Source organism: Microcoleus sp. PH2017_08_TRC_O_A (genome assembly GCF_020738665.1).
Classification (GTDB): domain Bacteria; phylum Cyanobacteriota; class Cyanobacteriia; order Cyanobacteriales; family Microcoleaceae; genus Microcoleus.
Genome location: NZ_JAEQCE010000036.1, coordinates 1 through 25,917 on the forward strand (window position 1 = coordinate 1; position 25,917 = coordinate 25,917).

A 25,917-nucleotide genomic window follows, 5' to 3' on the forward strand; every position below is an offset into this window, starting at 1 on the left:
GACATCCAGGTAAGTGTCTTTTAAACCAGTAATTGCTGGTGCGGCGTAGGGGTCGATGATTTCTAAGTCTTGAATTGTCGGCTCTGCGTTGTAGAGCATGGCATTCAGGAAGCTAATCAAAACTTCTTTGTGCTGGGGCGATGCAAAGATTTTTTTGAAGCCAAAATCTGTTTTGGGATTGATGAAGTTCATAATTGGTAACGGGTAATTGGGAATTTGTAAACGGTGCTTAATTGTGGAATATTCATTATAATATTCCTTCCATTTCTAAGTCTTCAATAATCTGCAAACCTCGCGGATCGCCGACTCGCAACAGCGAAGATTTAGCATCGTCGCGCACGCCCATGTCTTCATCTTCTTCTAATGATTCAATTAAAGCGTCGATCGCCCCAGCGTACACTACATTATTCGGTAACTCGCGCGCCAGTTGCCCGATCGCCCAAGCGGAATTACTGCGAACGGCAGATACAGAGTCTCTTCGCAATGCTTGAATCAACGGTGGAATCCCCGCAATCACCACATAGTAACCAACTTTTGCCATTTGACCCAGAGAACTCGCCGCCCACAAACGTACCGCCGAAATATCAGTTCTCAGAGCATCAATTAAGGGCGATAAAGCGCGGTGATCTCTGCAATTTCCCAAGGCCCAAACTACCCCTTTGCGAACGTAACCGTTCCAATCGCGGTTGAGTTGCTCGATCAGCGGTTCCACAGCATCGGGACTTGGATTTCGCCCCAAAGCATAGGCCGCACTCACCCGCACCAAGGGACAACCGTCTCTTAACAAATTAATTAAATGCGAAATCGCGCGATCGTCCTGGAGTTCGCAAAAAGCCCGCGCCGCCATCATCCGGTGCTGAGGTTCCGGCGATTCCAGCAAAGGCAGCATTTCCTCTGGATCTGGTAGCGGGGGTTCGGATTCATCAAAATGATCCAAAGGGCTTTCCAGTTCCGTATCAAGATCGAGGGCGTTGGTGTAGTCGTTATTGTTCATAAAAAAACTTTACCGCAGAGAGGATGCTACGGGCGCAACTGATTCAGCGGTCAATATAAATTAGCATTTCCGGCAATAAAAGCATTCCGATTCAACTCTCAAGTCCTCCTATTGTTCGCAGTCAGGAAGAAGAGCTGGTGCATCTGGTTTTTGAAGAGGGCGAAGCATGACCGCATATAAGTTATTAGTTATAATTTTATATTGACTGCGGTCATGCTTCGCCCCTACAAACATATTTGCCTTGCACAAGCCGCTGCACCCCTGACTGCAAACAAATACCTCTGGTTTTTCAAAGAGATTTGATCATCCAGACAGAATGACTCTCATAGCCTAATTTTTGATAGAGATTCATCGCAGGCTGATTGCTCAGAAAAACTTGCAAACCAATTTGCCGATCGCCTCTTGAACGCGCCCAATTTTCTGCCTGAATAACTAAAGCTGCACCTAGTCCCTGACGGCGGTGTTCCGGTGCTATGTAGAGCAGAAAAATGTGACCGTGGCGTTCTCCAGTGGTTTGGTCGATCGCATTTCCCAACCACAAACATCCGACAACTGATGTGGGATTTGCCGGCTGCGAGGGGATCCCGGAAAAACTTTCTCCCTCGAACGGGCTGTTTTTCAGGCACTCTACCCACCAAAGCGGCGTCTGTTTAGAAAAATACTGCTCGACAGTTTGAGCCAAATGTCCCAATTCGCGATCGGGGTAAAGCTCTCGGTAAGTATGGTGCAGGAACTTTAGCAGTTTTGCGCGATCGAGTCCAGAACCCGATCGCAGCCTGTAGCCCGGTATCAACTGAGCAGACATCAGCGAATTTGGACAGGGAGAGAGGAATAATTGAGCCCCAAGAAAATAGGATTCAGAGATACCGCTTGATGGAGCGGGATCGGTTCCTCAATCGGTGCCGGGGCAGCCATGTCAGCCGGCAAAAAGATGCGAGCGCTGACTGCTACCAGAGCCACGAAAAATACTAATATTGCGATCAATGGAGCAATGTATTGACGAATGATAGTCATAACCGCAAAAAATGATTCTTGAGTAGATATTATCAAGTGTACCATACAAATCTTGTCAGTTATAATGGCTGACAGTGGAAAATTAGCTCAAAACCAGAGCGATCGCAAATACCAACAAACACCAAATAAAATATTATGAGTGCCTCGCCTGCTGTTTATGAAGCTCTGGCTAAGTCAATTGTTTTTTTGAATCAAAAGCCGAACGCGCAAAATCAAGTTTCGCGCTTCCTGGACACTAACGGCTACTATATCGATCGCATATTGGACGACAAAGAAACCGGATTTTACGCGATCGGCTTCGGTTCCTCTGACCCCACCAAACCGCCAGTCCTCGTATTTCGAGGTACCGACTTCATCGACGGCGACGCTATGTTTTCTGCCTCCCGCGACATAGGCTTACCAGAATTTGAAAAAAACAAAGATAGTATCAAAAACTGGCTCGCAGAAATCGGTCAAGATACTGCCAAAAACCCCAGCAAATTATTGCCCGATGTCGTCGGGCACAGTTGGGGCGGAGCGATCGCTCAAATTGTAGCCAGCGAATACACATCTCTGAGCGGCGATATCTTGACTTTCAACTCTCCCGGAGTCTCAGCGAGTATCGCCAGCAATTTTCGGAAAAATCTCAGTAGGGCAGGCAACAAAAATGTCAGTCACTACATTGTCAGCGGAGATATTGTCAGTTTGTTTGGCGAAGCATTTATCCAGGGAAAAGTATTTCTCCAAACTTTCACAGACCCGACTATTAATCCCTTAAGTGTTTTAGCCAAACATCGCAGAGAAAACTTGTTAACTGCTCCACCCGCAGATTTTTTCCAGAGGCAATTTTCCCTCGAAAACTTAAACAGTCCCGAATTTACTTATAGTAACAACGACTCAGATTTTAACGAGTTTATTGCTGCACTAAATTTTCCCCTAGCAAATGTGTCAGTGGCAATCAGAAACCGAGCCGGTGCAGAGAGTTTGAGAACAGCCTCAGAATTTTCGTTTGTGGACTTAATCAGACAAATGCAATTCGGTTTAGCTCCCCTGCAAGCAAATTATTTATTAGGCGACGCTCGCAACAATACTGCTAGCGGTGGCCCTGGAGAGGATACAATTATCGGCAACGCCGGTAACGACACTCTCAGAGGCAATCGAGATAATGACAGCCTCAGTGGCGACAGTGGTGACGACTTCTTGTACGGTGGCAGAAACAACGATTTTTTGGATGGTGGCGACGGAAACGACCTCATTTCCGGCGAATTTGGCAACGATTTTTTAATTGGCGGTGCAGGGCGCGATCGCTTTGTATTAGAATCAGGTGGCGGAGCAGATGTGATTGTCGATTTTAAAAAGGGTGAAGATTTAATTGGCCTATCACGGGGTCTAACTTACCCTCAAATTATTGTTACCCCAAGTGCTGACGGAGCTGTAATTACTATCCCGATTACTGGGGAAATTATTGCTACCGTCAGAGGCGTGTCCGCTAACGACCTCACGCGACCGGATTTCGTGCAGATTTAATGGATCAAAATAGTAGTTTGGGTAGCGCAACAACTGCAAGTTATTGCGCGTAAATCTTTTTTTGTGTGTTTTTTGCTATTGCGAAATCCGCTGCCACAAGCCGACTATTGGGTGATTTAGGAACGCGCAATAGGAGAAACAAATATTGTTTATTAACCTAATTTACTGTAAAATGAGTTGACTAGCTTAAAAAGCCAATCCCAATCAAACGACAGGAAATAACAAAAATATGCCATCCTCCCCCGCCGCTTACGAAACTATAGCCAAGCAGCTTGTTTACATAGATAACAACCCCCAGTTACAAACTGTAGTTCAAGCTGGTTTGACGGCTGTCGGCTACCGAATCGATCGCACTTTTGACGATCCCCTAACGGGATTTCACGCGATCGGCTTAATCTCCACCACCCCAGACAAACCGCCAGTTCTAGTATTTCGCGGCACCGACTCCCTCGTAGACGATCTTGCCAACGCAGACAAGCGAAGCGTCGGCTTCAACCAATTTGAAGCCAACAAACAAGCCTTAGGAACTTGGCTGACACAAATCGGTCAAGACACAACAAAAAACCCCCGCCGCTTGCCACCAGACCTTCTCGGGCACAGCTTGGGCGGCGCCATAACGCAACTAGCCGCCACAGAATTCACATCTGCGATCGGAGATATTGTTACCTTTAATTCTCCCGGAATTGCTCAAAGTATAGTCAATACATTTAAGCAGAAAGCGAGTGCAGGCAAAAATGTAACTCACTATATAGTTAGTGGCGATTTTGTTAGTTTGGGAGGAGAAGCTTTTCTTCCCGGAAAAGTAGTTCTTGAAACATTTACTAACCCGATTATTAACCCGCTACTTGTCTTGGACAAGCACACCCAAAGTGGTTTGTTAAGCTCTCCTCCTCCCGGTTTGACCAAGACAGAGATATCTGTAGACCAGTTGAACCGCCCGGATTTCAATTTTACAGATTCAGATTATTTAGAGCTGTTAGCAGGCTTAAACTTTGCGCTGCCACCCTTAGGAAAAGCCCTGGCTTCCCGCAGCAGTTTAGAGCAATTGAGAACCACTCCGGGAACCTCTTTTCTCGGAAACGTTCTTGCAATGAAAACTGCTCTCGACCTCTCCCAAATTAATAATTTAGTAGGCGACGATGCCAACAATACAACCTCAGGTTTGGCCGGGGACGATATTATAACTGGTAATGGGGGAAACGATACTCTCAGCGGCAATAAAGGTAACGATATTATCAGCGGTGGCCTCGGCAACGATCAGTTATTCGGCGGCAAAGGAGATGACAATTTGAGCGGGGGAGACGGCGACGATACCCTCGTTGGCGGAGTGGGTGCGGATCTGTTAATTAGTGGCGCTGGACGCGACGTATTTGTGTTAGGAGCAGGGGCAGGTACAGATACACTTCTAGACTTTCAACAGGGTCAAGATTCAATTGGTTTGACCAGAGGTTTGAGCTTCAACCAACTGAGAATTACTCAAGCCGATATTTCAACAACCATCGAAATTGCCAGCAGTGGTGAAGTTCTTGCCAGTTTCTTCGGCGTACTAAGCAGTCCGCTAACAGCCAGGGATTTTATTTCGATTTAGTTGGCGACTATAGCAATCCTAAAGGTACGTAGTTGCGCTTCAGCGCTCTTAGCTTATATTATGAAGAGCGCACTTTGCCCAACTAAGTACCTAATTTTAGGATTGCTATATGGGGTAGGGATACAACATTGTTGTGTCCTATATTTTGTGGAGTAAATTATAGTATTCCTAAAATATTCATGAAGATTTGTAGGGGTAGTGTCCCGTGCCTACCCCTTATCTATCGGGGCAATCCAGGGTGGAGCAATTGTCAGGATAGGAGATATAAAACTATCAAAAGTATCGATCAAAGGTTGCGTTGCCTCCCTCTAAGGTACGTAGTTGCGCTTCAGCGCTCTTAGCTTATATTCACCAAGAGCGCGCTTTCATCGCAACTACGTACCTAATTACAGATACAATTTAATTAATCTGGATCGTCCAGTCCAGGCCGGGGCATAGATTCTAATTTTTTCTCATCTTCTAGTGGCAAAAAGAAAATCGTCAGCATACCGGGAATCACAGCCAGTGAACTAAACAAGAAATAATTTTGATAGCCCAATGCAGTCTGTAAATAACCGCTAAAAACGCCCGGAATCAGCACTCCTGCGGCCATGAAAGCCGTGGTAATCGCGTAGTGGGATGCTTCGTAATCAGGGCGGACAGTCCGCATTAAGAACACTGTATAGGCAGCTACACCAAGTCCGTAAGTAAATTGCTCGATCGAATTTACAGCATAGGCCCACTCAATCCCCGGTTGATTGATTGCCAACATCCAATACAGCAAGTTAGTTGAATTTTGCATAATCGCCGTCGGCCACATCCATTTTTTCAGTCCTTGTTTCGCAATCAAATAACCGCCCAGCAACCCTCCGATTAACAGAAAAATTATCCCGACAGTACCTGATAGCAAACCCATATCTGACGTAGAAACTGCTAATCCTCCCTTCTCAACTTTATCCATTAAAAATGGAGGAGCCATTTTAAAAGTCAGGGCATCTCCCAATCGAAAAATCAAGACATAAGTCACAATCCAACCAATTTTATCTTGCTGGAAATAGGTTTTAAATGACTCAAAAAAGCTAATTTTTTGTTGGGGTGCGCCTGTTTCCGCAGCAGAATTTCTAGGATAGGGAAGATACCACCGCTGAAACAGATAAATCAGCACAAAAATCAGCGCGCAAATGCCAAAGGCTGTCGCCCATCCGTAGTTAATCGGAGACACATTATAAGACGAACCGAAAAGTGACAGCGGAATCTCCTGATATGTTTTAGTATCGCCTGCATTTACCGGGATTAAATGCTGTTCTGCTAGTTTACCGGCCAAGAAAACCAAGACACCGCTACCGACAATCACGGCACCTCTATAAGCCGTGTTGCGAACACCGACAAATAGTGCTTGTTTGTCTTTATTGAGAGTGTTTAAATAAAATCCGTCAATGGCGATGTCGTGAGTAGCTGAAACAAAGGCGATCGCTGTAAACACAACCAGCGATATAATAATAGCCAGGGGCGTCAACACACCAAAAGCTAGGAAAGCAAACAGAAAAGCACAAATGATTTCCGTTCTTAAAATCCACTTGCGTTTAGTGGAATACATATCAACAACGGGCCCCCACAAACCTTTTAATACCCAAGGAAAAGATAACAGACTTGTCAATCCGATTAGTTCGTTGCTGGTTCCCATCCCTTTCAAAAAAATCACCGACATTAAATTAACGACGGTGTACGGGAGACCCTGAGCGAAGTATAATACTGATACCCACAATCCATCGATCGGTTTTTTTTCCATTGCAGACATATTTTGCCTAACTACTGATTTGGTTTACTGAGTGCGATCGACAATTTCCGGTCAATTCAACCGCTGACATCACAGTATATGTTGTGCTGATGCCAGCACCAGCCATACAAACAGCGTATTTTAGCATCATTCTGGCTCACAAATATTTTCATCTTTTGAATAAGCCTGCAACAGATGTTGTCCGTTAAAATGAACGAAGTCAGCGCGGACATTCTGATCCCAGTCGGAAGTGCCGTAAGTTCGCAAAAGTATGTTGACTTTTCATATAGTTCTCTCAAGAGGTAGCTAACGATGACAAAAACTCAAACAAAGCATTTTCCGCGTAGCCTTGACTTGTTTTGCGGCATTGGAGGGTTAACTCTGGGTTTTAAACGTGCTGGAATTCAAGCAATCGGCGGCATAGATTACTGTCAAAACGCCAAACAAACTTTTGAACGAAACCTATCTCCACTTCCCTGTTTGCTATCTGACTTAACACAGACAACCGTTTCCGAGATAGAGGAGTTCTTTAAAATTTCGGTAGCAGAAATCGACATCATTACTGGGGGAGTACCGTGCCAAGGATTTAGCACCGTTGGCAAGCGAGAGATTACAGATCCTCGCAATTCTTTATGGTGCAATTTTCGCGACTTGGTGGCTGAAATTCGTCCGGCTTATGTGATTATCGAGAATGTTGAAGGAATGTTGGTAATGCAGGGAGGCAAAGTGCGCGATTCAGTCATCGCTAGCTTTGCTGATATCGGCTATCACATGAAATGTCGCCTTTTAAAAGCGGCTGACTACGGCGTACCACAACTGCGAAAGCGTGCTTTTTTTATAGGTTGGCTTGATGGATTGCTGCCGCCTGAGTTTCCACTGCCAAGTTCTCACTATTATGTCAATGTAGCTGATGCAATTTCAGATTTACCGCCATTAAATGCTGGAGAGATTTGTAAATTTTACCAGATTATGCCGCAAACTGAGTATCAAATAGCTAGGCGGAAAACCGCCAATATATTGCTACATCACGAGGCGGCCAATCATTCACAAAAGTTAATTGAAATTCTGAAGTATATCCCAGATGGTGGCAACAGAAAGTCAATTCCCGAGATCCTTCAACCAGCCAGCGGTTTTCACAATAGCTATGCTCGGCTAGCTAGTGATAAACCAGCTATTGCTGTAACATCTAACATGAGAAAACCTTCGTCTGCACGAGCGACTCATCCAAGTCAGCATCGGGGATTGACTGTCCGTGAAGGATTGAGGCTGCAATCTTTTGACGATGATTTTGAGGTGATTGGTTCGAGAACATCACAGTACCTTCAAGTCGGAAATGCCGTACCGCCACTACTCGGATTTGCGGTAGGAAAGGAAGTTATCAAGGCTTATCAAAGCCATTCAGATGATGAAATTGTTATAGCCCGATCGCAAAAAGTAAAGTCACTCAATTCAGAGTTGAATTTTCCGATTCAGCTTGCTCTTGAAATCACAGTTTAACTTTGATAATAAGTAAGAGAGTTGTGTTGGGGATCTCGATCGCGAATAAATGCCAGCAGTCTGCCAACAGCACTAGGATTCTGTTCAACATGAGCAAGATAGTGAAGCATCTCATGCACGGCTGCATCCTGCTTTTGCCAATCCCAGATCCTCACGGATCTAATTAACTCATCTTGTGCGAAGGAAATGATGCCACTGTCGCTAAGTATAGAACTCGCTTCGCCGTCTATGGAGAGTATAAAAGCCACACCAAGGATTTGATTACCTGTTACTTGTTTCTGGAAACTTCCCAATTGTTGCTTGACGTTTTTCATGGAAATGTGGCAGTCTTTTACTTCTATTGATATTTCTAGATCCAAGCCGTAATAACAATCAATATCTCCAAAACGCCGCTGTCTTGACGAACCTGTGCGTACCTTATCAACTACAAAGCTAAGATGAGGTCGATCTGCTTTGAAATAACCGCAAGCAATGGCTTGAAAAACTAAACCTCCATTTTCATCTGGATCGCTGCGCGGGTAATTGCTTACTATCTCGGCAAATAAGCGAATTCGCAAAGATTCTCTCGTAACAAATATGTTCTTTAGCAATCGTTCGAGACCAAAATCAATAAGTTGTTGACATAGTTGAAATCGTCCAGACTCGGATAGACTAAAACAGAGAATCAGTAGGTCTTGAAATTTTTGCCATTGACCTGTATTGTAAACATAAGCACTGGGATATTTAGAACGATTGAGACTGTGAAAAAATTGAACAATAGACTCTTCTATACGTCGGATACCTACTTGAGTTGATTGACCAAATTTTAAAGTTAGTGTATTTGCCTGTTGTTCTCCCCGTTCAGTGACAACTTGATAACGTTGAAATAATTGTTCAATTGTCAGATTTTCTCTTAATCTTTTGGCAGAGTCATCAACATTAGATAGACGCTGTGCGACGATCGCAAAATCAAGGGCAAGACCCAGGATATATTTCATCCGGGTAAATCGGCTACCTACATACTTCAATACCTGTTCGATGATTGTCTGTTCGCTATTTGTCAGTTCGTCAGGCTCAAAACCAGTTCCAAAGTGTGGCGAGAGTAGTTCTTGAATTGCTTCAATCTCACTATCAGTGCGTTCGTACATTGAAAAAATAAAGCGATTGTATAGAAAATACCAGAATCCAGTATAAGCGATCGCTATTCCAGAACACAGTTTCACGCTATCAGTTTTTTAACTCAAAGATGTGCCAAAATGTCAAGCGGACGCTCACACCAAAAGTCCGTAAAGGACAGTTAAACGCTCTCTCACACATTCCTCATGCGAAATACTAAAACACTCTTTTTGTCAAGCCTGTTCGCGATCGGCTTAACAATCAGTTTTCTGCTGACTCCCGGTTGGTTATCCAACTTGTTCCCGAATCGCGCAATCGCCATTATGCCTCCACTAACCCCAACCAGCGAATTTCGCGCCTTCTGGGTGGACGCATTCAACCCCGGTTTCAAAACGCCTCAAGAAGTAACCAAGTTGATTGCTGACGCACAGAGGGCTAATGCCAACGCGATCGTCGCCCAAGTCCGCCGCCGTGGCGATGCCTTTTACACGAGTGCGATCGAACCCCGCACCACCGATCCGAATGTTCCAGCAGGTTTCGATCCCCTCCAAGATTTGATTGACAAAGCCCACGCCGCAGGTATAGAAGTACACGCTTGGATGGTGACGCTACCAGTAGTTTCCGGTGGTAAACTTCCTGCAAATCATGTTTGGCAACAACATGGGCCCAATGCCCCAGGAAAGGACAATTGGGCGATGCTGATTTCGAGTGGCGAAGCGAAAGGTTTCCTCGATCCCGGTAATCCAGACGCCCTAGATTATACTGTTTCTGTCTATTTGGACTTGTTGAAGCGCTACGATGTGGACGGCGTACAGCTAGATTACGTGCGCTACGGCGGGCCGAATTGGGGCTACAATCCTACTTCGATCGCCCGTTTCAACCAACAAAACGGTCGATCGGGCAAACCGGCAGCCAGCGATCCTCTGTGGATGCAGTGGCGGCGCGATCAGGTGACAAATTTAGTGCGGAAGCTTTATGTAGAAGCCATGGCGATTAAACCGCGCGTTAAAATTACCGCAGCGACGATCGCCTGGGGAGACGGCCCAGCTAACGATGCAGGCTGGTATAAAACGCAGCCCTACAGAGAAGTATTGCAGGATTGGCGCGCTTGGCTGGAAGAAGGTATTCTCGACATGGCGATGCCGATGACTTACCAGCGCGAGTACAAGCCACAGCAAAAGATGGGTTACGACCACTGGATCGAGTACGCTAAAGACCACCAGTACAACCGCCAAATCGCGATCGGGCCTGGCAACTATCTCAACTACATCGAAGACACTCTAGGGCAGATTCGCCGCGCCGAAGCGCCTTCTGCGAAAGGAAATCGCGTTGCTGGTACGGTGCTTTATTCCTACGCTAGCACCAATATTTACAGTAACGTTGAATTGCGATCGGGCGGTAGTGGTGATTTGCCCCGTCAGCCTTGGAAATTCCTGTCGCAGAGTAATGATTGGTTTTATAATGCGCTGTCGCAGCCTAGTCAATACGTTGATGGTGCAACGGGTAAAACTGTTCAAACTCAGCCTGTGTGGGCCACTCCGGCGGGGATTCCTGATATGCCTTGGAAGTCGCGGCCGACTGCTGGGGCGATCGCCGGAAATTTGCAACAGTGCCAAGGAAGCTGCGACGGCGCGGGCTTGACATTGCAGGCAGTTAATGCTGGTGGCAAGGTGCGCCAACTGCGGGCGGATGGTAAAGGATGGTTTGGTGCGATCGAGCTTTCTCCGGGAACTTATCAGTTAAAAGTTGATGGAAGTCAAATTCAACAAACAGTTAATGTTGTCGCAGGTGAAGTCACAAAAGTGAATTTCGCCGCCTCTTAATCAGTCTGTAGGGTGCACAATGTGCACCTTACTTCGCTAGTTTGTAGCCACTTTTTAGGGTGTGCACTGCGCACCTTACTAATTCATGAATTATCTATTTGTAACGATTAATTTATGTAATATAGCCTTTCTCAGAAAGATGAGGTATGACTGACAGCTTATATAACCGCTTAAATCAAGAGGGCCTTCTTCCCAACAACGTCCGCGAATCTTTGTGAGAAAGGCTATAAATTTAATAATTGCAGTCGGTTTTAACCGACTTAAGCTATGAGGCAGGGGTTTAAACCCCTGCCGGACTGGGAGAAAGCGCATTAAGCTGACCGCAGGAAAACAAGTTAAGCTGAAACCCGTGCACCTTACCCAAGCTACAATCAAAACTCGCTCCAAACTAACAGCAGTGCGATCGATCGACACAAAACTAGCTGATTCTGAATTGCGTTGTATCGTTGATATTTAGGTTACTGGGTGCATCTTGAACGATCGCAATCAACTCAAGGGGCTGTAAAAATCCTTTCTTGAAAACTCCCATATCTTGAGCGACACTCCCTCCTCGCAGGGAATTGGTGATGGGTTTGAGCTCATAGCTATTGCGAGGCCCGGACAGTTGAATCAGATCGTCACCGATTCTGAAGTCTATGATGCGAGCAAAATCTCCCGTGCCATCAATGCCATTGAAAAAGTTGAGCGCATCGCCATCTGCAATGATGTTGCCATCATTATAGAAATTGTCCAGCACAAAAGTATCTCGACCTGCGCCGCCGATGAGCACATCGATCTCACCCCGTCCCAGATTGCCACTCTCGGCACCTTTAATTAAATCGTTCCCGTTACCCCCAACAATAACGTCATTTCCTCGATCGCCCGATAGCGAGTCGTTGCCGTTACCGCCGTTCAAAACATCATTACCGTTACCACCACTAGAATCGATGTTTGGCGATACACTGGAGTTCGCATTCAGGCGATCGTTGCCATCCCCCCCCGTGAATTGGATAAATCCGACACCGCTTGCCACGCCTAGATTGCTGACAGTCAAAACATCATCGCCACCTAAACCGTTAATTGCATTAAAACTTTCTATGCCTGTGGTTGTTAAGGTTACGGGGACGAGATTGGTGCGCTGCAATACAATGTTCGATCCCGATTGGGTGAGGTTAATATTATCCCCTTGCGCGATCGAACCGTTGAATAACAAATTATCGCTACCGCTGCCGCCTTGAATCAGATCGCTGCCGTCGCCATCCACCCATTGAAAGTTGTCATCGCCACTGCCGCCGATCATCGTATCGTTACCCTTGTCGCCAGCGAGGAAATCTGCCCCATCTCCACCGTCTAGCAAATCCGTATCGTTGCCACCTCGCAGGTTATCGTTGCCTAATTCTCCCCTTAAAGTATCGAATCCGTCTCCACCAATTAGGCGATCGTCCCCTGCCCGGCCCGAGATGTCGTCATTGCTAAAACTACCATCGATCAGATTGTTAAAAGCGTTGCCAGTCAAGACATCTTGATTGTTACCACCAATTAAGTTTTCAATACCGATGAAAGTTCCGCTACCTCCAAAAAAAGTTGCTTTGTTAGTCTCTAAAGACGCAATTATATTATTACCAAATCCTAGATAGGTCGCTGTATCATTTCCGTTTCCACCATCCAGAAGATCGTCCCCAAAGAAACCGCCAAACAGATTATCGTTTCCGTCCAATCCCCGCAGGGTATCGCTAGCAGCAGTACCGTTCAGATTGTCGTTGCCGTTGGTTCCATTAATTAAAGCCATGTTGGTTGCTCCTAGATATTAAGTGAATTATTGAGGCAAATCAAAACTGTTTGCTTTGGTTTGCTATGTCACAATCTTAGGAAATAAACTCGGTTCAACACATCTGAAAAACGTCTCGATCTGACATCAACGAAATGGATATTCTCGATCGCCCGCTTATCTGCCAAAAGTCGCGATCGCCCATTACTGCCGAGTGCGATGTTCGCGCTGCCTCTCCCGATCGGCTATAACTTTAGTCATAGTTCCCAGGGGTAGCATCAGCGAAAGTTAGAAAATTGCCGAGTTTTATAGACATTCAGTCTGACTTGCAGTATTTTTTGGGAATACTGAGAGCCACAACTACTGGAGGCCCCTGCCATGACTGCGATCGCATCCCTACTAAAAACCCAACCCCAACCGTTTCGCTTTTTGCTGTACACCGAATGGATCATGTTAGCCAGTTGTGGAGTGATGGCAGGCATCGAAGCGTGGCAGCGTCAAAGTATTCCCGTACAGCACATTCTGATCCTGGTATCCCTGGCCTTGATGGGATGGATCTTGCCGGCAGGCAAAACTTCGTTTCGCTATCTCTATACGGCGATCGAAATGGGTCTGATCTTCTACGGAACAACCTTGGGATACCTGCATATCCTACCGACGCTGTATTTGATCGTGTTAATTCGCAGTTGTTTTTTATTTGAATCTCCCGGTCGGTGGATAGTGGCAGGTCTTTCGCTGGTAATGTATATGTTTCATCAAGTTCAGTATCTTCAAAGAGTGATACCCCTGATGTTGCCTAATGTCGAGCAACAACAAATTTGGATGCACCAGACGGCAGAATTGTTGATGTTTGGATTGGGGCTATTTTTCGTGTCGCAGTTGGTCAGTACCTTACTAGCAGAACGTAGAACTCAGGAACAACTATCGCAAGCCCACGCGCAGCTACGAGAATATGCCCTGCAAATAGAAGATTTAGCAGCGGTTCAGGAACGCAATCGCATTGCTAGAGAGATTCACGATTCGCTGGGTCACGCCTTGACTTCGCTCAACATTCAACTGCAAACCGCCATGAAACTCTGGCAGCATGACCCAACAGAGGCACAACCGTTTTTGGAACAAGCACACCGACTCGGTAAGGTGGCGATGAAAGAAGTTCGACAATCGGTAAATGCGCTGAGGGCTGACGCAGAAGCAGAAGAAACCTTGGAACAGGGGATTTCCTCGCTGATGGAAGACTTTCGCCAGAGTATGGGCATTACTGTTACCAGCAGCATTTGCGTGGAAGTTGTATTACCACCTCAAGTTGTCAAAACGCTGTATCGCATCGTGCAAGAAGCCTTGACCAACATTTGCAAATACGCCCAAGCTACCGAGGTGCACCTGCAATTACAAACAACGCGCGATCGAGTGCACCTGACTGTTGAGGATAACGGGCGGGGGTTCAAATTAGAAAGTGGTACTGGCGGGTTTGGATTGCGAGGAATGCAAGAGCGAATTGCTTCTCTCAACGGAGAGTTTCACCTGGAAACATCACCCGCAGCGGGATGTAGAATCGATGTTAGCCTGCCGTTAAGTAGGTAGGCGAAAATAAATTACTTCATGTAACAAAATGTAAAATTAACGTAACCTCTTTTGGCGTTTTTTCTTTGTCTGTGCAATTAAGAACTATTATGGGATAAGAGATTTAGGAATTTCCCCATGATTCGTCTATTGCTAGTTGACGATCAGCAGCTTATCTGCCAAGGGCTCAAGGCTATGTTAAGCCTAGAATCAGATTTAGAAGTGATTGGAATTGCCCACAACGGTAAAGCTGCTCTAGAGCAAGTCGAAGCTCTCCAACCCGATGTTGTATTAATGGATTTAAAAATGCCCGTGATGGATGGTAGAGAAGCAACTCGCCTGATCTGCCAGTCATTTCCAAATACGAGTGTCTTGGTATTAACTACCTTTGATGACGATGGATACATTGTTGATGCGATGCGGGCCGGGGCCAAGGGCTATTTGTTGAAAGATATGCCATCGGAAGAGTTAGCACAGGCAATTCGTTTGGTGCAATCGGGTTATACTCAACTGGCTCCTGGCTTAATGGATAAGCTAATAACAGGATTTTGTGCAGCACCTACTAATTCAGAACCTACTAATCCAGCACCTACCGCTCAACCCTCGAAACTCGCTGCACTGACACAATTAACCCCGCGCGAACAAGAGGTATTGCAGTTGATTGGTAAAGGTTTAACTAACCGAGATATTGCCCAGCAGTTGTTTATTTCTGAGGGAACGGTGAAAACTCATGTTACTCATCTACTGAATCGGTTGAATTTACGAAATCGATCGCAATTGGCAATTTACGCCAATTCGGCGATCGAAACCTGAATCATTTGAATCATTTTATTGTTTTTTTATTAACCGCAGAGGGCGCAGAGGGCGCAGAGAGAGGGAATAGAGAGGCTGCACAATCCCGCTCGGATTACCGCTGCATACTTTACCTAATAAGCTACAATAAAATTATCCTGGATGGAATTGCGATATTTTTGGTGAAGCTATGCTAATAACAGAAGCCCCTTTTACGCTCCGCAAATGGACAGTTAAAGAATATCAGAAGCTGGGAGAGATGGGATTTTTTCACCCAGAGGAACGAGTCGAATTAGTTTCAGGAAATATTATCAGAATGAGTGCAAAAGGAACTGCTCACACCTCCGCTTTAGGGCGTACAGATAGATTGCTGCAAAACCTTTTTGGAAATCTGGCTTGGGTACGAATGCAAGATCCGATCGCCCTCGATGACAATTCCGAACCCGAACCGGATATCGCTGTAGTTAGAATCGATCCCTTTGACTACGCCACTCACCATCCGACGCCATCAGAAGTATATCTAATTATCGAAGTGGCAGACAGCAGCTTAGCTTACGATCGCGAAGTTAAAGCCAACATCTACGCGCGATCGGGAATTGTGGATTATTGGGTATTAAATGTGAATGACAGACAACTGCACGTTTTTCGAGAACCCGCTGATGATGGGTATCAAAGCGAAGTCATTCTTGAGGAAACTGCCAGTATTTCACCGCTGCAATTTCCCGCTTTTAATATTGCAATTGGGGAAATGCTGCCACCTATTATATCAAATTGACAACCGCTATCAAACTAATACAATAATTGCAGTCGGTTTTGATCCAATACGGTTCAGATAAAACGGCGGTTGAAATAACGGAAGACTCAGAATATCGCGTAATTTTAACCGCCTACTCTTCAACCCACGGAGGTGGGTTTTGTCTGTGTAGACGCGGTTTCAACCGCCGTCTTATTTTGAAATAACGGAAGACTCCGAAGATCGCGTAATTTTAACTGCCCACTCTTCAACCCACGGAGGTGGGTTTTGTCTGTGTAGACGCGGTTTCAACCGCCGTCTTAACCGCCGTCTTAACCGCCGTCTTATCTTATTAACCTAATCGCTTTCGAGAATGCTAGCCAGCAAAGCTTGCTGAGCGTGCATCCGATTTTCCGCTTGATCCCAAACGCGCGATCGCGAACCTTCAATCACCGCATCGGTAATCTCTTCATCCCGGTGTGCCGGCAAACAGTGCAGTACGATGGCATTGCGATCGGCCATCCCTACCAGTCGTTCATTTACCTGATAAGGTTCAAACAAAGGAATTCTGAGTTTAGCCTCCTCTTCCTGTCCCATACTTGCCCAAACATCAGTGTAAATCACTTGAGTATTCTTAGCAGCAGCTTCCGCATCAGCCGTCACAGTAACTTCGGTTTTGCCATTAGCAATCGCCTCAGCTTTTGCTACTATTTCAGGATTTGGCAGGAAATCTTTAGGACAAGCAATTCTGACATTCATCCCCATCATTGCACAGCCCAACATCAGCGAATTAGCCATGTTGTTGCCGTCACCAAAATAAGTCAGCGTCAGTCCTTCCAGCTTGCCAAAACACTCTTTAACTGTCATTAAATCCGCCAGCACTTGACATGGATGTTCGTCATCTGTCAGAGCATTAATTACAGGAATTTTGGCATAATTGGCAAAAGTTACTAAATCCTTTTGCTCGAAAGTCCGAATTGCCAAAATATCTAAATATCTGTCTAAAACTCTGGCGGTATCTACCAACGGTTCGCCACGGCTGACTTGTGTTACATTGGGATTGAGGTCGATTACTTGCCCTCCCAATTTATACATTGCCACCGTAAAACTCACCCGCGTTCGTGTCGAAGCTTTGGAAAATAACAAGCCGAGAACTTTGTTGCGTTTCAGCTTGACCATTCCCGATTTTAAACTGGTTGCGAGATCCAGTAAATAATTTAATTCGTCAATGCTTAAATCGGCCAGACTTAATAAATCTCGCCCTTTTAATGAGTCCATGCTTTCCCCTACACACAAATTTTCAACTGTTAATAAAAATGGTTCGTAGTGAGGACTTTAGTCCTCTGAATTAGAGGACTAAAGTCCTCACTACGAACCTTACTTTTTGCGAGCGATTGGACTCGCAACAGCGGGCTTTTGGCGAGTCCCTCTCCCAGGGTTTTAAACTGCTGGCAATTGCTCGATCGCGCGATCGATCGATTCGCAACCTTGCTCAACCGTTTCTACCACAGCCAACACACCCCGCAATTCCGCAGCACCGGGGAAGCCCTTAGCATACCAGGTTAAGTGCTTGCGCGCTTGAGAGACACCGCTTTCACCTTTGTATTCCCACAAAGCCCGCAGATGTTCCTTAGCACATTCGAGAAGTTCAATTGGTGTCGGAGGTATCTTTTCCACACCTGTTTTCAAGAAATAATCGACTTCTCCCACCAAGAATGGATAGCCCAAAGTTCCCCGCGAACACATCACTCCGTCGGCGCCGGTTTCTTCGAGACACCGCATCGCTGCTTCCACTGAAAAAATGTCTCCGTTACCAATCACAGGAATCGATAAAACTTCCTTAACACGGCGAATCCACTCCCATTTTGCCGGGCCGGTGTAACCTTGCGATCGCGTGCGGCCGTGCACGGTAATCATTTTTGCTCCCGCATCTTCCATCCGCTTGGCAAATTCCACAATATTAATTTCTTTGTCAGTCCAACCGATGCGAGTTTTCACTGTCACAGGAACATCTACAGCATCCACAACCGCCCGCACAATTGCCTCTGCTGTTTCGGGATCTCGCAGCAGCGAAGAACCGCCGCCGTTTTTAGTAATTTTGTTAACCGGACAGCCCATATTAATATCAACAGTATCCGCTCCTTCTGCTACAGCTTTTTGTGCCGCTTCCGCCAAAAAATTCGGCCGACAGTCAAACAATTGAATGCTAATCGGGCGCTCGTTTGGATCGATTTCCATAATTCGTGGCAGTTGCTTCACGTAGTGCAAACCCGTAGCATTGACCATTTCGGTGTACATCATCGAATCCGGGGCATAGCGGCGCACCAGGCGGCGAAATACCAAATCGGTTACGCCGGATAAGGGCGATTGCAGGACGCGGCTTTTGACTTCAAAGTCGCCGATTTTCAGCGGAGTTGCTAATCTTTCTTGTAATTCTGGAGATAGAGTAAGCATAGTCGATCGCACTTTAATTATAATATCTGTATATTCCAATACGTTTCTGTTCGCGCTGTTTATTGCCCGGAGATCCCCCTCGCATCCCTTGATAGTCGGGGGACTTTGAAAATACTCTTGTCTCCCCCTGATAGTCGGGGGGCTAGGGGGAGCATTCTTAAGTGAAGCACTATTGCTGTATATTATACTACAATTTTGGTATTTGACAGTTGTTCATTATATTTTTAGCCGATGATTGAGTGACCGCAAAAAGTATATTTAACCAGACTGCAATGCCTATTTTAAAGGGACTTGCCAAAATTTAACTGTTGTCAAACTAAAATCCCAAGCCGAACCCTGACAACATTTAAATCTATCTGTCGCTTTCACTTTACTTTTGATGTATCTATGGGGCCTTGCCACTAATGGGCGTTCTACCTACTCAGACTGTTGGGCTAGTCACATTTTTATTCTCTAATTCTGCCAGACTCTTCTGCCTGTCGGAGGGTTTCGCCTTCAGACGACTAATGCTTAAATTTATTGGGATTCTGCAAAAGCCATACATAACATCGTTTTAAACTACAATTGGTTGATTCCCGACTAGCCCGATCGAACATTATAAGAATCGTAGAGAATTATATGGACGCCGCAGCACTCTGGCAACGCTATCAAGACTGGCTTTACTATCACTCTGGATTGGGACTTTATCTCGATATCAGCCGGATGGGATTCGACGACGATGCGGTAGCAGCACTGAAGCCCAAATTTGACAAAGCTTTCAAAGATATGACAGCTTTGGAAGCAGGCGCGATCGCCAATCCCGACGAAAACCGCATGGTGGGCCACTACTGGCTGCGAAACCCCGATTTAGCTCCCACTCCAGAATTAAAACAAGAAATAGTCGAAGGCATATCACAAGTCGAAGAATTTGTCAAAAAAGTTCAAAGTCGCGATATTAAACCGCCATTTGCTCCGCAATTTACCGATATTATCTCGATCGGCATTGGCGGTTCTGCCCTCGGGCCTCAATTCGTCGCCGAAGCCCTATCCCCAGACATTCCACCCCTAGCAATTCATTTTATTGACAACACAGATCCGGCTGGGATCGATCGCATCCTCAACAAAATCAAAGACAAACTCAGCAGCACCTTAGTAATTACTATCTCCAAATCCGGCGGCACCCCCGAACCCCGCAACGGCATGATCGAAGTTCAAAAAGCCTTCGCAGCCCAAAAACTCGACTTCGCCAAACAGGCAGTTGCCATCACCGGCACAGACAGCCAACTAGACAAATTAGCCAAAGCACAAGGCTGGATAGCCAGCTTCCCCATGTCAGACTGGGTGGGAGGACGCACTTCGGAACTCTCAGCAGTCGGACTTTTACCAGCAGCTTTGCAAGGCATCGACATTCGGGCGATGCTCGATGGCGCTAAAGTCATGGACGAAGCTACCAGAATTCCCGACATTAAAAACAATCCCGCAGCCCTTTTAGCCCTGTCCTGGTATTTTGCCTGCAACGGACGCGGCGAGAAAGACATGGTAGTTTTGCCATACAAAGATTCCCTGCTATTGTTCAGCCGCTATTTGCAGCAATTAGTCATGGAATCGATCGGCAAAGAAAAAGATTTAGACGGCAACACAGTTTATCAAGGAATCTCAGTCTACGGCAACAAAGGCAGCACCGACCAACACGCCTACGTCCAGCAACTCCGAGAAGGCGTGCCGAATTTCTTCCTAACATTTATCGAAGTTTTGGAAGACAGGCAAGGAATTTCTCCAGAAGTAGAACCGGGCGTCACCTCGGGAGATTATTTATCTGGTTTGTTGCAGGGAACTCGACAAGCTTTGTACGAAAATCATCGAGATTCAATCACCGTCACAATTACAAAAGTCAACCCTCGGACAGTAGGAGCATTAATCGCCCTCTACGAAAGAGCCGTAGGTTTTTACGGTTCCTTGGTAAATGTCAATGCCTATCACCAGCCAGGGGTTGAAGCCGGTAAAAAAGCGGCCGCTGCTGTGTTGGATTTGCAGCAACTGGTGCTGCAAGTCATCAAAGACGCTCCAACACCTCTGTCTGTATCAGAAATAGCAAAAAAAGCAGGAAGACCAGAGCAAATCGAGACAATTTACAAAACTCTGCGGCATTTGGCAGCCAACGGGCGCGGCGTAGCTTTGCAGGGAACATTAGCGCAACCTGGTACTTTAACTGCAACTTATCAGAGAGATGGGTCTAAAACCCCTTCTTGAGTGGCCGGCTTTTCGCCATTGTTCAGTAAAATAACAAATCCATCTTCACAAATGAATATGGTAAAATAAACACATCAGACAAGATTAAAAAACCAACCCCCTGCCGGTGGGAAAGTCTACGCCCAAAACATTTTGAGGAGACATGACTACGCACTTAAGCGTGTAAACGTAGTCAGCGAAAGGAACCTTAACAAAAGGGATATTTTGACAGAAATGTCTTAAGAATCCCGGTACCTTGATATTCGGGGAGTGTCAACAACAGAATTAAACAGTAGAATTAAAAATTAAAAGTGAAATTAATCACTTTTAATTTTTAATGTTTAATTTTTAATGTCCGCCCATGCCCTTGACGATTCTGGTTGCTGACGACGATTTCGCGACGCGCTTGTCGATTACCGATTATCTGGAAATTACGGGATACTCTGTAATCGCTGCTGAGAACGGCAAAGATGCTTTAGGCTTGGTAGAGGAATTTCAGCCACATTTGATTGTTACCGACATTACAATGCCCGAGATGGATGGCTACGAATTCGTGCGTCGAGTTCGGACTCGTCCCGCCTTCCGATTGCTACCGGTGATTTTTTTGACGGAACGGACGAGTACGCAGGAACGGATTCGCGGCTATCAGATGGGGTGCGACAATTTTCTGGCTAAGCCTTTTGAACTCCCGGAATTGGGCGCGGTAATTCGCTCTTTGCTCGATCGCTACGCTCTAATTGCTCAGGCACCGTCTCGTTCCCCCGAACCCGAACAGATGCCAACAGCGACAGGTATCATCGCCAATGACCAGCCTCAAACTGATTTTTTAACTCAAAAACCAGAAACGCGCGATTCTTTACGGGATAGCTCGTTCGCGCGGGTATATGGCAGTGGCGATGCTCCGAATTTGACGCAACGAGAGCAGGAAGTGCTAGATTTGCTGACAGAAGGTCTTTCTAATATTCAAATCGGCGATCGGCTCCACCTCAGTCCTCGCACCATCGAAAAGCACGTCAGCAGCTTGTTCAGAAAAACTGAAAGCAACAACCGGGCAGAACTGGTTCGCTTTGCGATGGAACACCATTTGGTCGGTAATTGGTAATTGTTCAGTTGACAGTTGACAGTTGACAATTGACAGCGACCTCTACCTAGAAGGAAGAGGATTTGAGTAATGAATAGTCTGATTTTAATTTCTCCCGAAAAAGCTTGGAGCTTTCAACCAATTCTTTCTGGTATGGCGGTTCTCAAGCGTAGTGAGGTATGCCTGCGTGCCCACGGAGCCCAGTGCGTACCTCATAGGGGAGATCGAAATGCTATAATTGGTAATTGTTAATTGGTAATTGGTAATTGGTAATTGTTAATTGTTAATTGTTAATTGTTCCTGACTGATAACGTATTCCAACAAACCCTCCGAAGCGTCCAGCAGTAAATCAATTACCCGATCGAATCCCTCCGGCCCACCGTAGTAAGGATCGGGAACTTCCTTCAAGTCGTGCGATCGGCAAAAATCGCACATCAAGCGCACTTTATCTTTATATTTTCCCGCAGTATCAACAGCAAGAATATTGCGATAATTGTCGCGATCCATCGCCAAAATCAAATCAAAATTTTCAAAATCTTTCCTGTTAAATTGGCGGGCTTCGCCTAACAATTCAATCTTGCGCTTCCTCGCCGCCAACGCCATGCGGTTGTCAGGGGGGCTGCCAATGTGATACCCGCCAGTTCCGGCTGAATCGCAGGTGATGCGATCGCTCAAACCAGCTTGTTTAATTAAGTGATTCATAATATTTTCTGCTGAGGGCGATCGGCAGATATTTCCCAGGCAGACAAACAATAATTTAGTCATTAGTTATTAGTCATTAGTTATTAGTTATTAGTTATTAGTCATTAGTCATTAGCGCTGTCCCCGCTCGCGAACGTTATTAGTCATTAGTCATTTGTTGCTCGCTTGGGGCTGCTAATAACCAATAACCAATAACATTAGTCAACAGTCAACTAATGACTAATGACTGATGACTAATGACTGATGACTAATGACTAGCCGAACCCAGGGAGATTCAGTCCGCCGGTCAGTTCTTCCATTTTCTCCCGCATCGTTGCCGTAGACTTAGTGTAGGCATCCTGCATCGCCACCGTGACGAGTTCAGAAACCACATCAGCACCTTCACCGATCGCATCCGGTGAGATTTCGACGCGGCGGGGTTCTTGGTTGCCGCTGAGAAAAACCTTAACCAAGCCGCCGCCGGCAGTTCCCTCAATTTCCATTACATCCAACTCTTCTTGGAGCTTTTTAGCTCCTTCTTGAACCTGCTGAGCTTTTTTGAAAGCTTCAGTCAGTTCTTTCATTTTGCCCAGGCCGAAGCCAAATCCTTGTCCTGATTTTGTCATAACTACTTTGTGATGATGTGTGCGCTGGCAGTCTGCCGTTTCCGTATTACTTCAATCATGCCTTAGAAGGGGAACTCTCCCAGTATTCTAACTTCTGGCTCCAACAACAGCGACCACCGCTGCTCGACTTGCTGTTGAACGTGGCGGATCACTTGAAAAATATCATTGGCCGTTGCTGACCCGCAGTTAAGAATAAAATTAGCATGGCGCTGAGCTACTTGCGCGCCACCGATCTGGTATCCCTTCAGTCCCGCTTGTTCGATTAACCAGCCTGCTGCCTTGGGGCTGGGGTTGCGGAAAACAGAGCCGCAGCTAGGCAGGTGGTAGGGTTGACTCGTCCGCCGCTGGCTGAAATTGTTATTAGTTTCTGCCATGACGATCGATCGATCGAATCCCGGCTGCAACTGGAAAGTCGCTTCTGTTACCAGTCGATCGCCCCCTTGCAACACTGAAGTCCGGTAACGATAGCCCAAAGCTTCTGGTGTGAGAATTTCCACCTTACCATTAGGGGATAGCAGGCGAGCGTTGACTAGAATATCAGCAGCACAGCCCCTGTGAGCGCCTGCATTCATCACCACAGCGCCTCCCACAGTGCCCGGTATGCCAACTGCCCATTCCAGGCCTTTCCAGCCCCGCTTAGCCGCCAACCAAGCGAGGCGGGGGATTGACTCCCCCGCCCCGGCTGTAACTTGACCTGTTTCTGCATTAAAGTTTACCTGTTTCAGGTAGCGAGTGGCGACGACCAAACCGGACAAACCCCGATCGCTCACCAACAAATTAGAACCCGCGCCTAGGAGAGTCACCGGTATCCCTTCATCGTGCGCCCAGGCAAAACTCGCTTGCAAAGCCTCCAGACTGCGGGGAGCGACGTACCACTCAGCCGGGCCGCCGACTCGGAAAGAAGTCAGACCCGCCAAAGAAACTTGAGAATTAATTTTACAGTCAGTTCCCCGCAAAGAAATAGGAGAATACACTCGCCGATTTTCCTTCACACAGGAGTCATTCGATATAGTCACCATCTTGAAAATCCTTAAAAATACATTCGCTTGAAGAGGTGGTAGCAAATTCTGTTTGCGTAACTTATGCGACTGTTTTGAGAGAGTCGCCAGACAGCAGTGTCGGTACAACCTGCACCGCCATCATGTCGATCGACTTGGGGCGGGCGAGAGCTAATCCGGGCGATCGGCTTGTTGATAAAAAGCCATCACCTCTGGAATAATCTGATTCAGATTGCCAGCACCCAAAAACAGAGCCAAATCCCCCGGTTGCAGATTTTCGGTTAAAAACTTACTTACCGACTCCAGAGAAGATTGAAACTCAACCTCTCGGCCTTCTTTAGCAATCAAATCAGCAACCTGCTGCCCGCTAATCTCTCCTAAATTCGGTTCCCCAGCACTATAAATATCGCAAGCGACAACCAAATCTGCATCCCCAAAAGATTGAGCAAATTCTGGCAAAAATGTCAGAGTTCGGCTGTAACGGTGCGGTTGAAAAATAGCAACTACTCTTCGGGATTTGGAATTCTTTTCGTTACCTTCGATGCGTAAGCGAGCAGCGGCCAAGGTAACGCGAATTTCGCTGGGATGGTGGGCGTAGTCGTCCACAAACAGGATGTCATTGTGAAAACCCCGCACTTCAAAACGGCGGCGAGCGCCTTCAAAGCCAGCAATCGATGAAGCGATCGCCGAAAACTCCAACCCCAACAATCGACCAACTGCTACGGCTGCTAGTGAATTGCTAAGATTGTGTTTGCCCAACAACTTCAACTCCATTTCCCCCAGGAAAGCTCCTCGCTCCCAAATGCCAGCCTTGGTGCTGGCGGCGCCGTATTCCACATCGGAAACCGTGTAGTCAGCACCGCTGTCCGGATTCAAGCTGTAGCTGACATTCGGTGCAAGGCAGTCTTTGACGATTTCGTCGTCAATGCAGCCCACCAACGTTTGACAGTTTTTGGCAAACACTTTAAATGTGTCTATTACCTGTTCGAGGGTATCGTAATGGTCTGGATGATCCAGTTCCACATTCGTCACTATGCCAATTTTGGCTGCGAGCTTGACGAGGGAACCGTCGGATTCATCAGCCTCGGCGACCAAGTAGGGGCCTTCCCCTAAACGGGCATTCCCTTCCCAAGCATTTACCTCGCCTCCTACTACGATCGTCGGATCCAGACCCGCAGCCATCAGCATAAAGCCGATTAAGCTGCTAGTGGTAGTTTTGCCGTGAGTCCCTGCTACGGCTATGCTTTGGTAATCTTGAATTAACGCTGCCAACACATCCGATCGATGAAAAATCGGACATTCCAAATCTAGGGCAGCTCGATATTCGGCATTTGCCGGGTGAATTGCCGTCGAACATACTACTTGAGGCAATCCCACAATTGCTTGGGGGCCAGAACCCTTGCCGTTCAATTTGAGAGATTCGGCTGTCGCCACGGAAGTCCCTACCGTGCCAGCGACTGCCGAGGATACGGCCTTTTCGGCTGCCCCGCGATCGGGACTGCTACCGTTGAGGGCCGTTTGAAATATTTCAAAATTGCTGGCGTCTTGACGCCAAAAAATGTGAGCTCCCATTTCTTGCAAGCGCTCGGTTATGTGACTCGATTTAATATCGGAGCCGTACACAGGCAACTTGCGTTTCGCTAGAATGTAGGCAAGGGCTGACATCCCAATTCCACCAATGCCGATGAAATGAAATGGTCTCCCGCTGAAATCAACAGAACTCGGCATCTTCGCTCCTCACACACCACACCACGCCAATAACAC

The 25,917-nt window shown here is 46.5% G+C and carries 23 protein-coding genes; 10 read left to right on the top strand and 13 right to left on the bottom strand.

The features are described from left to right. The 4 genes from JGK22_RS14520 to JGK22_RS14535 all read right to left on the bottom strand — a co-directional run. Positions 1-192 (bottom strand): PD-(D/E)XK nuclease family transposase (locus JGK22_RS14520; RefSeq protein WP_293178980.1); only part of this gene is annotated, 192 nt, incomplete at its 3' end. Positions 193-247: 55 nt separating this feature from the next. Continuing rightward, positions 248-994 carry a HEAT repeat domain-containing protein gene (locus JGK22_RS14525; RefSeq protein ID WP_293150888.1) on the bottom strand — a complete coding sequence of 249 codons (747 nt, stop codon included), beginning with the start codon at positions 992-994 and terminating at the stop codon, positions 248-250. 289 nt (positions 995-1,283) lie between these two features. Next, positions 1,284-1,799, bottom strand: coding sequence for a GNAT family N-acetyltransferase (locus JGK22_RS14530; RefSeq protein ID WP_293178977.1), 516 nt, complete (start codon positions 1,797-1,799; stop codon positions 1,284-1,286). Beyond that, complete coding sequence (locus JGK22_RS14535; RefSeq protein WP_293178989.1) at positions 1,799-2,008, bottom strand: hypothetical protein; 210 nt, start codon at positions 2,006-2,008, stop codon at positions 1,799-1,801. The genes JGK22_RS14530 and JGK22_RS14535 overlap by 1 nt, the downstream gene beginning before the upstream one ends. A 135-nt stretch (positions 2,009-2,143) precedes the next feature. Here JGK22_RS14535 and JGK22_RS14540 point away from each other — a divergent pair, with 135 nt between their 5' ends. Both JGK22_RS14540 and JGK22_RS14545 read left to right on the top strand, forming a co-directional pair. Beyond that, positions 2,144-3,514, top strand: a complete 1,371-nt coding sequence (locus tag JGK22_RS14540) for a calcium-binding protein (protein WP_293178974.1) — start codon at positions 2,144-2,146, stop codon at positions 3,512-3,514. A 229-nt stretch (positions 3,515-3,743) separates the two neighbouring features. Next, positions 3,744-5,102, top strand: coding sequence for a calcium-binding protein (locus JGK22_RS14545; protein ID WP_293178971.1), 1,359 nt, complete (start codon positions 3,744-3,746; stop codon positions 5,100-5,102). Between the two features lie 403 nt (positions 5,103-5,505). On the opposite strand, the gene JGK22_RS14550 is transcribed toward JGK22_RS14545, so the two are convergent. Continuing rightward, positions 5,506-6,879: an MFS transporter gene (locus tag JGK22_RS14550; RefSeq protein WP_293190596.1), complete on the bottom strand. Its 1,374-nt coding sequence runs from the start codon at positions 6,877-6,879 to the stop codon at positions 5,506-5,508. Positions 6,880-7,170: 291 nt separating this feature from the next. On the opposite strand from JGK22_RS14550, the gene JGK22_RS14555 reads away from it, so the two are divergent. Further along, entirely contained in the window at positions 7,171-8,355 is a 1,185-nt protein-coding gene (locus JGK22_RS14555; protein ID WP_293178965.1) for a DNA cytosine methyltransferase, read from the top strand. Here the strand turns inward: JGK22_RS14555 and JGK22_RS14560 are convergent. Further along, positions 8,352-9,557, bottom strand: a complete 1,206-nt coding sequence (locus tag JGK22_RS14560; protein WP_293178959.1) for a hypothetical protein — start codon at positions 9,555-9,557, stop codon at positions 8,352-8,354. The two genes, JGK22_RS14555 and JGK22_RS14560, sit on opposite strands and share 4 nt — an antisense overlap. 216 nt (positions 9,558-9,773) lie before the next feature. Between JGK22_RS14560 and JGK22_RS14565 the strand changes: the two genes are divergently transcribed. Beyond that, on the top strand, positions 9,774-11,273 hold the full coding sequence (locus tag JGK22_RS14565) for a family 10 glycosylhydrolase (protein WP_293196791.1): 1,500 nt from the start codon (positions 9,774-9,776) through the stop codon (positions 11,271-11,273). Positions 11,274-11,691: 418 nt separating this feature from the next. On the opposite strand, the gene JGK22_RS14570 is transcribed toward JGK22_RS14565, so the two are convergent. Next, entirely contained in the window at positions 11,692-13,041 is a 1,350-nt protein-coding gene (locus JGK22_RS14570; protein WP_293178953.1) for a calcium-binding protein, read from the bottom strand. 357 nt (positions 13,042-13,398) lie between these two features. Here JGK22_RS14570 and JGK22_RS14575 point away from each other — a divergent pair, with 357 nt between their 5' ends. From JGK22_RS14575 to JGK22_RS14585, 3 genes are all read left to right on the top strand, one after another. Further along, positions 13,399-14,601 carry a sensor histidine kinase gene (locus JGK22_RS14575; protein WP_293233001.1) on the top strand — a complete coding sequence of 401 codons (1,203 nt, stop codon included), beginning with the start codon at positions 13,399-13,401 and terminating at the stop codon, positions 14,599-14,601. Between the two features lie 117 nt (positions 14,602-14,718). Continuing rightward, entirely contained in the window at positions 14,719-15,393 is a 675-nt protein-coding gene (locus tag JGK22_RS14580) for a response regulator transcription factor (protein ID WP_293178947.1), read from the top strand. Between the two features lie 169 nt (positions 15,394-15,562). Beyond that, complete coding sequence (locus tag JGK22_RS14585; RefSeq protein WP_293206016.1) at positions 15,563-16,147, top strand: Uma2 family endonuclease; 585 nt, start codon at positions 15,563-15,565, stop codon at positions 16,145-16,147. A gap of 315 nt (positions 16,148-16,462) precedes the next feature. On the opposite strand, the gene argF is transcribed toward JGK22_RS14585, so the two are convergent. Both argF and dusB read right to left on the bottom strand, forming a co-directional pair. Beyond that, complete coding sequence (gene argF, locus JGK22_RS14590) at positions 16,463-17,383, bottom strand: ornithine carbamoyltransferase (RefSeq protein ID WP_293178941.1); 921 nt, start codon at positions 17,381-17,383, stop codon at positions 16,463-16,465. A 162-nt stretch (positions 17,384-17,545) separates the two neighbouring features. Then, positions 17,546-18,559 carry a tRNA dihydrouridine synthase DusB gene (gene dusB, locus JGK22_RS14595; protein WP_293274896.1) on the bottom strand — a complete coding sequence of 338 codons (1,014 nt, stop codon included), beginning with the start codon at positions 18,557-18,559 and terminating at the stop codon, positions 17,546-17,548. A gap of 618 nt (positions 18,560-19,177) precedes the next feature. On the opposite strand from dusB, the gene JGK22_RS14600 reads away from it, so the two are divergent. From JGK22_RS14600 to JGK22_RS14610, 3 genes are all read left to right on the top strand, one after another. Continuing rightward, positions 19,178-20,788 (top strand): glucose-6-phosphate isomerase, encoded by a 1,611-nt coding sequence (locus JGK22_RS14600; protein ID WP_293178938.1) that lies wholly within the window; start codon positions 19,178-19,180, stop codon positions 20,786-20,788. A gap of 340 nt (positions 20,789-21,128) precedes the next feature. Further along, complete coding sequence (locus tag JGK22_RS14605) at positions 21,129-21,869, top strand: response regulator transcription factor (protein ID WP_293178935.1); 741 nt, start codon at positions 21,129-21,131, stop codon at positions 21,867-21,869. Between the two features lie 69 nt (positions 21,870-21,938). After that, a complete protein-coding gene (locus JGK22_RS14610) occupies positions 21,939-22,100 on the top strand; it encodes a hypothetical protein (protein ID WP_293178932.1) in 162 nt (53 codons plus the stop codon). A 24-nt stretch (positions 22,101-22,124) separates the two neighbouring features. Here the strand turns inward: JGK22_RS14610 and JGK22_RS14615 are convergent, their stop codons facing one another. The 4 genes from JGK22_RS14615 to murC all read right to left on the bottom strand — a co-directional run bounded on the left by JGK22_RS14615 (position 22,125) and on the right by murC (position 25,881). Next, positions 22,125-22,613 (bottom strand): low molecular weight protein-tyrosine-phosphatase, encoded by a 489-nt coding sequence (locus JGK22_RS14615; RefSeq protein WP_293178929.1) that lies wholly within the window; start codon positions 22,611-22,613, stop codon positions 22,125-22,127. A gap of 191 nt (positions 22,614-22,804) precedes the next feature. After that, on the bottom strand, positions 22,805-23,155 hold the full coding sequence (locus JGK22_RS14620) for a YbaB/EbfC family nucleoid-associated protein (RefSeq protein WP_293178926.1): 351 nt from the start codon (positions 23,153-23,155) through the stop codon (positions 22,805-22,807). Positions 23,156-23,217: 62 nt separating this feature from the next. After that, positions 23,218-24,174, bottom strand: a complete 957-nt coding sequence (gene murB / locus JGK22_RS14625; RefSeq protein ID WP_293196793.1) for a UDP-N-acetylmuramate dehydrogenase — start codon at positions 24,172-24,174, stop codon at positions 23,218-23,220. 150 nt (positions 24,175-24,324) lie between these two features. Next, positions 24,325-25,881 (bottom strand): UDP-N-acetylmuramate--L-alanine ligase, encoded by a 1,557-nt coding sequence (murC, locus tag JGK22_RS14630; protein ID WP_293190588.1) that lies wholly within the window; start codon positions 25,879-25,881, stop codon positions 24,325-24,327. Positions 25,882-25,917 lie beyond the last annotated feature (36 nt).